Below are 14,513 nucleotides of genomic sequence, written 5' to 3' on the forward strand. Positions count from 1 at the left end.
AGGGGATAACGTGGCAATAGAAGAAAAACAAGCTTTGGTACTAGAACAGCCTAAAGATCAGAAAGTATATTTAGATGTGCAGCACTCGACAGATTGGGTTGTTGTAATTAGTGTTATAGCATCAGCTCTTATTAGCTTTATAGGATTCTTAATTACTATATATATTGTGAAGAAATCAACAGAAAGCCAAATAGTTTCTAATAAAAATCTCGTAAAGCAACAAGAAAGGTTAAAGATTAGAGAACTGAAAATATTAAATAGAAATAATATTTTGGATAAAATAAAAGAGTTAGTGAGTGATAATCTTTACTTGGCTGGAAATATACAAAACCAAATTGAAATAGGGATTAATGAGATACGACAACAGAAATTTAATGATTTTTTTCATTCTAGGCATTATGGTGATTTCAAGATAGTACTTAATAATTATCAAAGTTCTATCAATCGTCTAAAAGTATATCTAGGGAATGAAAATCGACATGCACAAGAATTAAATAAACATTTTCGAAGAATGCAATTACTTTCTTGGAGTCTATATACTGCCAATATGCATGAACCAGCTTTGAGTGAAAGTCTTGATCAATGGATAAAAGAGTTTAAAGTGAGTGAAATTTTGGTGCAAAACTATTTGAATGATGAACTTAAACTTATTTATGAAGATTAATAAAAAAGCAGCCTAAGCTGCTTTTTAAAATCACTTATCTTTCGGTTCAGGTGGTGTCAACCCAAACTGCAAATACGCCATATTAGTTGCTATACGACCACGTGCAGTACGCATGACATACCCTTGTTGAATCAAATACGGCTCAATGACATCTTCCAACGTGCCTGAATCTTCAGCCATCGCTGCAGCCAACGCTTCAACACCGGCAGGACCACCATCAAAACGTTCAAGCAGCATCGACAAATAACGGCGGTCGAGCGTATCCAAACCATCTTTATCCACATTCAGCATATCAAGTGCACGTTGTGCCATATCTTGAGTGACTTCGCCTGTACCTTTGACTTGAGCATAATCACGCACACGACGGAGTAAACGGTTGGCAATACGTGGTGTACCACGAGAGCGACGAGCAACTTCAAGCGCACCTTCGTTAGTCATTGGCACATCCATCAAACTCGCTGAACGTTTCACAATATGGGTTAAGTCTTCAACTGAATAGAACTCTAGACGCTGCACAATCCCGAAACGGTCACGCAGCGGAGAGGTGAGCAAACCTGCACGTGTGGTAGCAGCTACCAAGGTAAATGGCGGTAAATCCAGTTTAATCGAACGTGCCGCAGGACCTTCACCAATCATGATGTCGAGTTGGTAATCTTCCATCGCCGGATACAGGATTTCTTCAATGACGGGTGAAAGACGATGAATTTCATCAATAAATAAAACGTCACCTTCCTCTAAGTTGGTCAGCATGGCTGCCAAGTCACCCGCACGCTCTAAAACTGGTCCAGAAGTCGACTTTAAGTTACCACCCATTTCACGCGCGATAATATTGGCCAGCGTGGTCTTGCCCAGACCGGGAGGACCAAAGATCAGGGTGTGATCCAGGGCTTCTTCACGGCCGCGAGCTGCACCGATAAAGATTTCCATTTGCTCACGAACCACTGGCTGACCAATGTAGTCATCGAGGGAGGTCGGGCGAATCGCACGATCAAACTGATCTTCGGGTTTTTCAGAACCACTGATGAGACGGTCTTGCATATCTTTTGAGTCTTTCTCTATGGTTTATTTGAGGTGAATAAAGTCATAGCCTCAAAATACGCTTGGAATTTTTATGCCATTGTGCAGGCATACTCTTACTTTTAACAGGGCAAAAGTAACAAAACCCTTTGTTAGATTGAGGATATGTCCCTATATCCCAATCTAACAGCGACATCCATGTCGCTAGTCAAGTATTGAAAATAGGAGAATAAACAAACTTATTTAACATTAAGTCATTTTCCTATTATTTATTCATCGACTTTAATGCCGCACGGATAATATCACTGGCTTCAGTAAAATCACCTTTGGCTGCATTAACCAGTTTTTGGGCTTCTAGAGGTTTGTAACCCAATGACTGTAATGCAGCTTCCGCTTCTGCCACTGCAGAATTGCCAGTAAATTGGATTTGCTCAGTGGTAGAGTTGCTTGGTGCTGTACCTGAAGCCATGGCTTTAAAGCGGTCACGTAATTCAATCATCAGGCGTTCTGCGGTTTTTTTACCTACGCCGGGCACTTTCACCAGTGTATTCACATCTTCATGTTCAACGGTATGAATCAGCATTTCTACACTCAGGGTAGACAGAATGCCAAGTGCCATTTTAGGGCCAACGCCGTTCACCTTTAATAAAGTACGGAAAATGGTTTTTTCCTGGGCATTGATAAAGCCATAAAGTAACTGGGCATCTTCACGCACAGCCAAATGCGTCCATAGGGTAATTTTCTGGCCTTTTTGCAGCTGGCAAAAGGTAGTCAATGGCGTATCAATTTCATAACCGACACCATTTACATTCAATAAAACAGTCGGTGCTTCCAGTGCCAGCACTTCACCAATCAGACATCCAATCATTTTTTATAAATACTCAATTTCAATACGGGCATATTAGTCAGCATCCGGGCCAAAGGCAAAATACTGCAAATCAAAAAGTTGCGATTTGTCGAGATTATCAGCAAATCGTATAAATTATTAAATTAATCCAGCTTTATTGCCATGCAGTTCCTGAGCCAGGTTATAAGCCTGATGATCCGAAAACTTGGAAATAATATCCAGTACCTGCATGATATTGTCATAATGATCTGCATGGAACTGCGCACCTGAACGGTTCAGAATCGCCATTAGGCGCTGTTCCTTAAAGCTCAGGTTTTTATGGGGTGTGGTTAAGGGAATAAAGGCATCCAGAATGGTTTGCAGACTCTGATGGGCAATAATTTCCAGACCGGCTTTTTGCGGATGTTCAAAGATTTTGTCTCTCGCCAGTTCTTTGGCCCGGTTAATCCCGATCTCAATGTCTGAACTGCAATAACCTAACAATGAGCCTTTTAGCTGGCCCATCAGAATTTCCTGCTGGTGATGGGCAAATGCCGTCGTGACTTCAGCTACCAGACGTTTCATTACCCGACCACGCAGGGCAGCAATTTTTTGCTGCCAGGTTGTATCCGGCATCCCGATCTCGGAAGGTGTTCCATAATCGCCTAACAAGTTTAAAAATACTGGTTCTACTTCGGCATAGCTGAGCATATTCAGACTGATGCCATCTTCGAGATCAATCAGGGCATAACAGATATCATCGGCAGCTTCGAGCAGATAGGTTAGGGGATGACGACAGTAGCGATATTCACCCAGCTGTATCAGTCCAAGCTGTTCAGCAATTTCTTTTAAAATCTCTTTTTCAGACTGATAACAACCAAATTTCGGACGATGGCTGGCTGGCGTATTGCCAGTAGGATCGATGGTCTGAGAGAGCCATGGATATTTCAAGTAAGCACCTAAAGTGGCATAGGTCAAACGCATACCGCCATCGTTAGGATGATAGTCAATCTTGGTCAGCAGGCGCAGACCTTGAGCATTACCTTCAAACTGACGAACATCGGCTTCCTGCTCCGGACTTAAGTTTTTCAGGAAATCAGTATGAGAGGCATCATCAAACCATTCACGAATAGCGTATTCACCGGCATGGCCAAAAGGCGGATTACCAATATCATGTGCCAGACAGGCAGCCTGAATGATGGCACCGACATCGGCAGGAGAAATCCAGGGAGGTAACTGATCCTTGATTTTTTCCGCAGCCAGCATACCCAGAGAACGCCCAATACAGGACACTTCCAGTGAATGGGTTAAACGGGTATGAATGCCATCATGCTGAGTCAGAGGGTGGACCTGGGTTTTACGATTTAGCTGGCGAAAACTTTGCGAAAAAATAATACGATCATAGTCTTTATGGAACGGGCTACGCGCCAGTTCAGAACTTTGCTTTTTGCTGCCAATACGGACAGTGGAGAGTAATTCCAGCCAACGCATTTGAGTCATTTATCATTATTCAATCAATTCTTTAACGCATGATGCCAAAAATGGAGCTAAAAATATATGGAGTTGCGACATAAGTTGCCGTCTTAAAGTGAGATAAGAGTAAAGAGTTTTTAAAAGATGATTTTAATATTGAGATACTTCAATAGACGACAAGAAATATTTATTTTCAAATAAAGGGAGTTTTTTTAAGGTATTCGGCACACTGAAGCAAGTAAGAAGGTTTAATTCTAGATAAATTTGTTGTTGAAAAATAATACAATTTTGCGACTAAAAATAAAACTTTAACGGTTTTGATTTTTCTGCAAGAAAATGTGTTAATCTAATCGACTACATTAAATTTTTTTAACTGAAAATAAAAGTATTATTTTAAAAATCCTGATAGTTTAGCGATCAGATTTATTAATTCCTCACTAGCTGATTCCAGTATTTCACAGTAGAATATGCGCTCTCTCAAGTCACATTGTGGCATGGTTCACAAGACCATCCCGTGGAGCCAAAATCAGCATGTTTATCGTTGCCGGTGCACCTGCACATTCTTCTTTTAAGAAAACTCAACTACTTTCGCGTTTGTCGTCAATTAGTTCTGTTCAATCACTAGAAAGTCAATTTGTTTATCTTTTTGACCAAGCGCTCAACGAGCAACAACAGCAATCCGCTTTACAGCTTCTCAACGATGGTCAATCATTTGAACTGCACCAGGCTGCAAGTGATGAAATCCAGATTTTAGTCACACCGCGTGTCGGCACGATTTCGCCGTGGTCCTCGAAAGCGACTGATATTTTCAAGAATTGTAATACACCGGTTCATCGTCTTGAACGCGGTGTTTTATTTACGCTGAAGGGTGTAAAAGAGCTTTCTACAGAAGCATTACAGGTCTTACATGACCGCATGACTGAAAGCGTATTTAATGCAATTGAAGATGCGGCTGCACTATTCATCGAAACTGCGCCAAAACCTTTGAACTCGATTGATATTCTGGGGCAGGGTAAAGAAGCACTGGTAAAAGCTAACAATGAGTTTGGTTTTGCACTGTCTGATCAGGAAATTGATTACCTGACAGAAGCGTTCACTAAACTGGGCCGTAACCCGAATGACATCGAACTGATGATGTTTGCTCAGGCAAACTCTGAACACTGCCGTCATAAAATCTTTGGTTCTGAATGGACCATTGATGGTGAAGTTCAGCCATTATCATTGTTCCAGATGATCAAAAATACCTATAAAGAATCACCAACAGACGTATTGTCAGCATATAAAGACAACGCATCCGTGATTGTTGGTTTTGATACTCAGCGTTTCTACCCAACGCAAGAAGAAAACGGTCAACACGTTTATAAATACAAGAGCCAGGCTGCTCACATCCTGATGAAAGTGGAAACCCACAACCATCCAACAGCGATTGCACCATTTGCCGGTGCAGCGACAGGTTCAGGCGGAGAAATCCGTGATGAAGGCGCGACTGGTCGTGGTGGTAAGCCAAAAGCTGGTTTAACTGGTTTCACCGTATCTAACCTGAATATTCCTGGCTTTGAACAGCCTTGGGAAGAAAACTACGGCAAACCATCACGTATGGCATCTCCACTTCAAATCATGATTGAAGGTCCATTGGGTGGTGCCGCGTTCAACAATGAATTTGGTCGTCCTGCGTTAAATGGTTACTTCCGTACTTTTGAACAAAATGTAAATGGCGAAGTCAAGGGTTTCCATAAGCCAATCATGATTGCCGGTGGTTACGGTAACATCCGTTCAGACCATGTTGAAAAAGATGCAATCCAGCCAGGCGATTTACTGATCGTTCTTGGTGGTCCTGCGATGCTGATCGGTCTTGGCGGTGGTGCAGCGTCTTCTGTAGACAGCGGTAAACTTGGTGAAAACCTGGACTTTGCTTCTGTACAGCGTGAAAACCCGGAAATGGAACGCCGTTGTCAGGAAGTGATTGATACCTGCTGGCGCATGGAAGATCACAACCCGATCGTTTCAGTACACGATGTGGGTGCGGGTGGTATTTCAAACGCAATGCCTGAACTTGTAAACGATCACGAGCTTGGTGCGGTACTTGATCTGCGTAAGATTCCATCGCTTGAGCCAGGTATGTCTCCAATGGAAATCTGGTCAAACGAAGCACAAGAACGTTATGTGCTTGCGATCCGCCCGTCTTCATTAGAATTATTTGAATCAATCTGTGCACGTGAACGTTGTCCGTTTGCGGTATTGGGTGAAGCGACTGAAGCGCGTCACTTGACTGTTGAAGATCCATTGTTCGGCAACAAGCCTGTGGATATGCCAATGCAGGTAATGCTTGGCGGTACACCGCGTATGAGCCGCTCATACGAAACAGCTGAACGCAAAGGCGACGACTTCGATGCGTCTAAAGTGACTGATCTTAAAGATGCGATTTATCGTGTCATTAAGAACCCGACGGTTGCCTCTAAATCATTCTTAATCACCATTGGTGACCGTTCGATTACCGGTATGGTTGCACGTGACCAGATGGTTGGTCCATGGCAAGTGCCTGTAGCGGATGCTGCAGTCACCACAACAAGCCTTGTAGGTTACACTGGTGAAGCAATGGCAATGGGCGAACGTCCACCAGTTGCATTGTTAAACCCAGCAGCTTCTGCGCGTTTATCTGTTGCTGAATCAATCTCGAATATCATGTCTGCGAAGATTGATCAAATCAGCGACATTAAATTGTCTGCAAACTGGATGGCTGCTGCGGGTCAACCGGGTGAAGATCAAGCCCTATTTGAAGGCGTTAAAGCGATTGGTATGGAAATGTGCCCAGCATTGGGTATCGCAATTCCAGTCGGTAAAGACTCGCTTTCAATGCGTACCACTTGGGATGACGAAGGCGAAGACAAATCTGTGACTTCTCCAATGTCAGGCGTGATTACTGCATTTGCACCAGTCACTGATGTTCGTAAAACATTAACCCCTGAGCTGAAAAATATTGAGTCTGTACTGGTTCGTATTGATCTGTCTAAGGGTCAGTTCCGTCTGGGCGGTTCGATCCTGGCTCAGGTGTATAAAGCCATCGGTTCTGTAACTCCAGATGTTGATAGCTTCGATGACTTCAAAGCATTCTTTGCACTGGTTCAAGATTGGAACAACCGTGGTCTGATCAAGGCTTACCATGACATCGGTGATGGTGGTTTATTAGCGACTGTTGCAGAAATGATGTTTGCTGCACGCTTAGGTGTGGCGCTAGAAGACCAATCAGTTGAAGCATTGTTCGCTGAAGAAATCGGTGCAGTTCTGCAAATTGCGAAAGCAGATTGGGAAGCATTGCAAGCAGAAATCGCTGCTTCTACTCTGAAAGATGCGATCTCTGTAGTTGGTACAGTGAATAACTCTGACCAGTTATCTGTAAATGGTCTGGTACTTGAACGTGCTGACCTGCAAGTGGCTTGGACTGAAGTTTCTCATCAAATCCAGCGTTTACGTGACAACGTAGAAACTGCGGATCAGGAATTTGCATTAGTTACAGACAAAGCGCACAAAGGTTTGATTGCTCAACCGACATTTGATCTGAACGAACAAATCGAAGCACCGTTCATTAACTCACGTCGTCCAAGCATGGCTATTCTGCGTGAGCAAGGTGTCAACGGTCATGTCGAAATGGCAGCTGCGTTCGACAAAGTTGGTTTTAGTACAGTTGACGTACACATGAGCGACCTGTTGGCAGGCCGTATCAGCCTTGATGATTTCGAAGGTCTGGTGACATGTGGTGGCTTCTCTTATGGTGACGTATTGGGTGCAGGCGGCGGCTGGGCAAAATCAGTACTCTTTAACCAGCAACTGCGTGACCAGTTTGAGAAATTCTTCAACCGCCAGGAAACCTTCTCTCTAGGTATTTGTAACGGTTGTCAGATGTTGTCTCAATTGGCTCCATTGATTCCAGGTGCGAATGCATGGCCTCGTTTCCATCGCAACAAGTCAGAAGTATTTGAAGCGCGTAGCGTAAACGTTCGTGTAGAGAAATCTCATTCTGTATTGCTTGAAGGTATGGAAGGCTCAATCCTGCCAATCGCTGTGGCTCATGGTGAAGGTCGTGTGGTTGCATCAGCTGAAAGCATTACTGCGTTGAATGCCAATAACCAGGTAATCATGCGTTATGTAGATAGCCAGGGTAATGCAACTGAGCAATATCCATTGAACCCGAACGGTTCGCCTGAAGGTATCTCTGGTGTGACCTCTAAAGATGGTCGTGCAACGATCCTGATGCCACACCCTGAGCGTAACTTCCGTGCAATCCAGCATTCTTGGAAACCAGAAGACTGGGATCAGGACGGTGCTTGGTTACGTATGTTCCGTAATGCTCGTAAATTTATTGGTTAATTAAATCAGTGAGTTGAGAAAGCCACCGGAAGGTGGCTTTTTTTATTTGCCAAAACTCGTTTTGTATAATTTTCATATGTCAGTTGAATTTAGCTGAATTGTATTACGAATTTAGAGGTAGAGTTTATTACAGCTTTATTTGATGCATAAAATAATTATAAAAATAATGACAGTGTTTATATTCACGTTTTTAGCAGGTTGTGAGTGGTATATGTGGGGAGTGAACTTTCATCGAATCGATACGGCTAAAAAATAGGATAGTTGCCAAAGCTCAGCGCAAGCAGTATTAATGGTAGATAAAACTGACACGATTCATGTGAGAAGATTAAATTTTGAAGTCGCACGAGCAATCTCGTGCATATACGATGTATTTCCGCTTGAAAATCATGTTTCATTGAATGTTGTGAAAAAGTATAGAGGAAATCACAACTAATACTAAACAACGCTTTTACGAAAAAGTAGAATTTTCTAAAGCATTGGATAGTACTTCGATGATAATGCCGCGAAATGATTATTGTAATTAATAGTTTTTTAAAAACAATAACTAAAATTTATCATATGGAAAAATAGTAATTTATTCAGTAAGATGTAGATACTCAGCCACCCATTCGGTGGTTTTTTGTTTTTAAAGCATTTTGCTTTTATTTTTAATCTCTCACTGAACTGGTTTGGATTTTGCTTTTATATAGGTATAGAGGTGATATTGTGTAATTTATGCACAATAGATATGCATTTTAAAGCAAAGATGATATAGATCATTTTAGTATCAACACTCATGTATGAGGTGATGACATGGCTAAAACACTCAGAATAATAGATAGAACGGAACTACGTCAGAAAGGTTGGTGGTTATTTGGTTTTGTTGTTGGTTTACAGGTGCTATTTTTGCTAGGCAGTTATTTGCTACAGGGTTCTTGATCATCAGATTTAATAAAAGCCACCGAGAGGTGGTTTTTTTCATTTTTGATTTTATGTGTGTATTACTTTTAATGAAGCGTCTTGGTTACTTTGAAGAATGAGAAATATATTCCGTAAAGTAACCAAAATCCTTTGTTAGCCTGATGGGCATCTATGTCCTACGAGTTGACGAGTGGCATCTATGCCGTAGGGTATTTTTAAAATAATGAGATATTAGGGAAAAGATGTATGATCTTAATGATCGACAACTGTGATTCTTTTACCACTAATAAAGAAAAACCACCCGAAGGTGGCTCTTTATCTCTAAACAGTTAATTGAATCTGTTTCAACACCGCCTTCAGTGTATTCACAAAATCAAACTGATCATTGGTACTGTCCTGATAACGCCATGCCACATAACCATCTGGACGAACCAGAATTACGCCAGATTCATGAATTTCAGACTTGGCATTCCAGGTGCCATACACATCACGATAGTTACGTGAACCAATCTGAATCACATCCAGATATGGCAGTTTCAATGCTTCAGCCGCCTGTTTCCAACCTTTGCCAGATAAACCTGTCAGCAGAGTAAAACGACCTTTACCGGTAATATCTAGCGTGGACTGTTTTTGACCATTGGCATTGATCAGCCAGGTATGCGGCACTTTGGCACCCGGGCGCGTTGTTGCTTGCAGATAAAGCTGCTGATCACGCTTAAATCTTTCAGGCTCAGCTTCGCTAATGACTGCATTGGAGGTATAGCGCTGATTTAACTCTACACCTTGCGCATTAAACTCATAGTTTTTAACTGCCAATGCTTTAAACAGCTTTTGACGGATTTCAGCACCTTGCTCATCTTCAGCAAAGATACGTTCCAGCATTTGTTTTTGTGTCGTCACGCCTTGATCAAAACCAAAGACTTCTTTCAGGTATTTATAGTCAAAACGTGACTGGTTCGCACGCGCCACGATCTGTTTGCCCACAGGTGCACGTTCAATTGTATAGGAATCCAGCAGGGAAGGCACAGCCCAGCCTTTGACTGCATAAGCCAGTTTCCAGCCCAGGTTAAAGGCATCCTGCATACAGGTATTCGAACCTAAACCACTGGATGGTGGATGACGATGCACTGCATCTCCGCCACAGAACACACGGCCTTTGGAATATTCGGTTGCCCAGGTCTGGTTCACATACCAGTAAGACAGTTTTTGAATTTCGATATCTTCTACTTCAGCACCAACAAATGTATTAAGACGTGCCCGAACCTGTTCTTCAGTGACTTGTGGCTCACCTTTGGAAATGTCAAAGCCCCAGCCCATAATCCATTCATTCCATGGTGTAATGGCACGCAGTAAACCCATACCAAGATCACCAAAGCTCGCTTCCGGATTGACAATCCATTGCAGGATGGCAGGGCGGTGCTGCACATATTTAGTCAAATCAGCCTTAAAGGTCACATATACTGTACCGGCACGGGCCATGACACCTTCCAATGGCAAACCAAGTTGTTCCAGTACGCGTGACTTGGCACCATCCATACCGACCAGATATTTCGCTCTTAAGCTAAATTCAGTATTGGTAATCCGGTTCAGGAAAGTCGCTGTGACGCCATCTTCATCCTGTACATGAGAGAGATATTCAGTATTAAAGTTATAAATGGCGCCACGTTCACCCGCATTCTTCACCAGTAAAGCTTCCATTTTTGGCTGAATCAGATCAACCACTGGGCATGGACTGCCTTTGATATAGTCACCATGACGTTCCTCACCGGTACCCCAGGCACTCATGCGCGCAATTTCTTCGCCAACCAGGCTGGTGGTAATCAGGCTCTCACCCATTTGATCCCAAGGTGTAGCAATTTCTTTGACCTGTTCTTCAACTCCTAAATCACGTAATACCTCCATGGCACGTTGGTTAGTAATATGTGCGCGTGGACTATTGGCCAGCCAGCTAAACTGAGTAAACAGTTGTACCTTGATACCGTAATTAGCCAAAGCCAAACCCAATGTTGAACCTGCAGGACCGGTACCAATGATCAAAACATCAGTGTCATAATGCTGTGTCATACAAGACTCCATGTATATGCGTGAAGAACAAGCCATCTATATGGTCATGCAGTCTAGTAAAACAGGATCTGTTCATATACCGATATTCATATAAACTATCGACCTATTCTTATTTGCAATGCGCGGGTCATAATCTTAAGATGCTGACCTGATCAGAAACCGGGCAGCTTATGGAACTTCGACATTTACGCTATTTTATGACTGTGGCGCAGCAACAAAGTTTTACCAAGGCTGCCGAAAAGCTGTTTACTGCTCAACCGTCATTAAGCCAGCAAATTAAGGATCTGGAACAGGAAGTTGGGGTGAACCTGTTTGATCGTTCATCCAGAAAAGTCAAACTTACCTATGAAGGGCGGGCTTTTCAGATCTATGCGGAAAAAGCACTAGAAAATGCCAAGCTGGCAGTGGCAGCAGCACGCCAGGTCGCACAGCAAAAAAATAATCAGATTCATATTGGCTTTCTGAATGTTGCAGAAATCAAGGTGATGCCTCAGATTCTGGCGCAGCTTAAAAAAACCATGCCTGACTTAAAAATTCACTTGCATAGCCTGACCTGTATGGAGCAAATTCAGCGGCTAAAAAATGCTGAACTGGATTTATGTATTACCCGTTTTCATCTGGATCATCCAGATTTTGACAATATTCATTTATTGACCGAACAGATTTACTTGCTAGCTGCTCATCATTTGCATCCTACAGATCGAATCCTGAAACTACAGGAACTGAAAAATCATAATATTATTATGTGTGAGCAGAATGCCTCACCCGTGTTTTATGAAAAGCTGGATCAGCTGCTTGGTATTGATCAGCTCGAACATGAACAGCTACTGTGGGTGACCAATGTATTGCAACACATCAATCTGACCAATATGGGGATGGGTTTTAGTTTTGCTCCTGAGTATTTACTGAGATTTTTGAATGATCATGTAAAGATTATCCAGACTGATCAGATGCTCCCAAAACTAGGCTTGTATGCAACATTTAACAAGAATTCTCAAAATCCTGCATTGAAGATAATTACCCAAGCCCTTAAAAATACAATAAATATCTGAATTTCAGGAAAGAATATATGTTAAAGCTGATTTATTACGTACCGGACGAAAATCTGGAAGACACTAAAAATGCAGTGTTTTCAGCAGGAGCAGGGGGTATTGGTGAGTATACCAATTGCGCCTGGCAGGTTTTGGGAACCGGACAGTTTAAGCCGCAAGAAGGTGCAGATCCTCATATTGGTGAAGTCGGTCAACTGGAGCAGGTAGAAGAATGGCGGGTAGAAATTCTGGTGCCAGATGAAAAAGCAGTCGAGGTCGCTAAAGCCTTAAAAGACAGCCATCCTTATGAAGAGCCAGCTTTTGAGTTTATCCAGCTGCTGGATATCAAAGTCTAAACCTCAAAGTATTATTCATATCATATTCATTACGGCGTGTTCATCCTGGCGCGCCGTCAGTCTACATTTAAAAAACAGTCAAACTGCTTTTGTTATTATAAAATTTGCCATAGCACTCCAGATAAAAAATACAATAAGGAAAATAACAATGCATTGGCCAAAACCGCTTAGCAGAATGCTCAAAAATACGCTTAGTAAATCCATTCAATACAGTGCAGAAATTCTGCATAGTCGTATTCTCTATTCCAATGATAATCCTTATCTGGATAGTATATTTGCCCCGCAACGGCAGGAGCATTTCTCTACTCAACTCATGGTAGAAGGACAGATTCCGGCAGAACTCGATGGTGCACTAATGCGGATTGGCCCAAATCCAATTCTGGTCAAAAATCCCAGAAATTATCATTGGTTCACTGGCGATGGCATGATTCATGCCTTGAGACTGAAAGGCGGTAAGGCACATTGGTATAAGAGCAGTTACGTCGGAGTTGCCAGCGTGCAGAAGAAACTTCACCGACCACTGATTCCAGGCAAAACGCGAGGTGTTGCTGATGCCGTGAATACCAATGTCATTAACTTTGCTGGAAAAATCTGGGCTTTAGTTGAAGCGGGTGCTTATCCAGTTGAAGTCAATAGTAAGCTGGAATCCGAACGACATCATCTTTTTAAAAATGAAGAGGATTTACCATTCACAGCTCATCCGCATGTTGATCCCGAAACAGGGGATATTCATGCAGTTTGCTATGATGCCTTGAGCCAAAATAAAGTTTTTTATCTGCATATAGATTCGCACGGTAAATTAAAACACCAGGTCGAGTTTCCAGTGAAACATGGACCGATGATTCATGATTGTGCTATTACCAAATCTCAGGTGCTGATTCTGGATCTGAATGTGAATTTCTCGGTTCGCAGTGCTTTAAAAGGTTCAATGCTGCCTTATCAATGGAATCCAAAACGACAGGCACGTATAGGTGTATTACCTTTTGGTGGCAAAGTCACTGACATGCGCTGGTATGAGATTGATCCCTGTTTTATTTTTCATACCGTGAATGCCTATGATCTGAATACTGGCGATATAGTGATGGATGCGGTAGTGCACTCCAAAGCATTGATCCGCTCGATTCAGGGACCGATTGAAGATCAGGATATACGACTAGAGCGCTTTATTTTTGAACAAGGAACAGGAAAAGTGACACGAACCGTATTATCAAATATCAAGCAGGAATTTCCACGGATTAATGAAGCATTTATTGGGCGACAGTATCGTTATATCTATAGTATTTATTTTGGTGAATTTGATGATCCTTCCCATGTCAGCAGCAATACGGTGATGTGTTTTAATTTAAGAACCAGAACCACAGAAAGTTATTCCTTTGGAGAAAACTGGGTCACTGGTGAGGCAGTCTTTGTCGCACGGGAAAATGCTCAGGCAGAAAATGATGGATGGTTAATGTCTTATATCCATGCTTTAGATTGTAGCCCCTCGAAAGTGGTAATTCTGGATGCCCAGCATATTACAGAAGGACCCATTGCAACGATTCATTTACCAGTTCGGGTGCCGGTCGGATTTCATTGTAACTGGATTGATTATCGGAAATTAAGAGCGAACTATTCTTAGACTAGTGGGTCAAAAATTTAAAAAATCTTTGTAGGCGTTAAGATGGCATAGCCTCATAAAGTGTGAGAAGTTGTAATATTCGTTCATAGGCTGATGTTACTTTGAGGGATGAGGAATATATTCCGTAAGGTCACCAAAATCTTTTGTTAGGCAGAAGATTCATCCCTGAATCTCTGCCTAACAGCGACATCCATGTCGC

At 42.3% G+C, this 14,513-nt stretch carries 10 protein-coding genes; 6 read left to right on the plus strand and 4 right to left on the minus strand.

Features of this window, described 5'->3' with window-relative positions; genetic code table 11:
- Positions 1-10 precede the first annotated feature (10 nt).
- Positions 11-664: a hypothetical protein gene (locus F955_RS05535; RefSeq protein ID WP_004892195.1), complete on the plus strand. Its 654-nt coding sequence runs from the start codon at positions 11-13 to the stop codon at positions 662-664.
- Between the two features lie 30 nt (positions 665-694).
- Here the strand turns inward: F955_RS05535 and ruvB are convergent, their stop codons facing one another.
- From ruvB to F955_RS05550, 3 genes are all read right to left on the minus strand, one after another.
- A complete protein-coding gene (gene ruvB, locus F955_RS05540; protein WP_004892197.1) occupies positions 695-1,702 on the minus strand; it encodes a Holliday junction branch migration DNA helicase RuvB in 1,008 nt (335 codons plus the stop codon).
- 244 nt (positions 1,703-1,946) lie between these two features.
- On the minus strand, positions 1,947-2,549 hold the full coding sequence (gene ruvA, locus F955_RS05545; RefSeq protein WP_004892200.1) for a Holliday junction branch migration protein RuvA: 603 nt from the start codon (positions 2,547-2,549) through the stop codon (positions 1,947-1,949).
- A gap of 117 nt (positions 2,550-2,666) precedes the next feature.
- Complete coding sequence (locus tag F955_RS05550) at positions 2,667-4,007, minus strand: deoxyguanosinetriphosphate triphosphohydrolase (protein ID WP_004815127.1); 1,341 nt, start codon at positions 4,005-4,007, stop codon at positions 2,667-2,669.
- Between the two features lie 504 nt (positions 4,008-4,511).
- Between F955_RS05550 and purL the strand changes: the two genes are divergently transcribed.
- Positions 4,512-8,345 (plus strand): phosphoribosylformylglycinamidine synthase, encoded by a 3,834-nt coding sequence (purL, locus tag F955_RS05555; protein WP_004892203.1) that lies wholly within the window; start codon positions 4,512-4,514, stop codon positions 8,343-8,345.
- Between the two features lie 792 nt (positions 8,346-9,137).
- Positions 9,138-9,263, plus strand: a complete 126-nt coding sequence (locus F955_RS16970; RefSeq protein WP_004815134.1) for a KGW motif small protein — start codon at positions 9,138-9,140, stop codon at positions 9,261-9,263.
- A gap of 303 nt (positions 9,264-9,566) precedes the next feature.
- Here F955_RS16970 and F955_RS05560 read toward each other — a convergent pair whose 3' ends face one another.
- Entirely contained in the window at positions 9,567-11,309 is a 1,743-nt protein-coding gene (locus tag F955_RS05560; protein WP_004892206.1) for an FAD-dependent oxidoreductase, read from the minus strand.
- A 170-nt stretch (positions 11,310-11,479) separates the two neighbouring features.
- Here F955_RS05560 and F955_RS05565 point away from each other — a divergent pair, with 170 nt between their 5' ends.
- From F955_RS05565 to F955_RS05575, 3 genes are all read left to right on the plus strand, one after another.
- Positions 11,480-12,361: a LysR substrate-binding domain-containing protein gene (locus F955_RS05565; RefSeq protein WP_004892210.1), complete on the plus strand. Its 882-nt coding sequence runs from the start codon at positions 11,480-11,482 to the stop codon at positions 12,359-12,361.
- Between the two features lie 17 nt (positions 12,362-12,378).
- The gene (locus F955_RS05570; RefSeq protein WP_004892213.1) at positions 12,379-12,696 is read left to right on the plus strand and encodes a YqfO family protein; all 318 of its coding nucleotides are present in this window, start codon (positions 12,379-12,381) and stop codon (positions 12,694-12,696) included.
- Positions 12,697-12,844: 148 nt separating this feature from the next.
- A complete protein-coding gene (locus tag F955_RS05575; RefSeq protein WP_004815145.1) occupies positions 12,845-14,314 on the plus strand; it encodes a carotenoid oxygenase family protein in 1,470 nt (489 codons plus the stop codon).
- The last annotated feature ends 199 nt before the right edge of the window (positions 14,315-14,513 follow it).

Origin of the sequence: Acinetobacter schindleri CIP 107287, from assembly GCF_000368625.1 — a bacterium.
Taxonomy (GTDB): Bacteria; Pseudomonadota; Gammaproteobacteria; order Pseudomonadales; family Moraxellaceae; genus Acinetobacter; species Acinetobacter schindleri.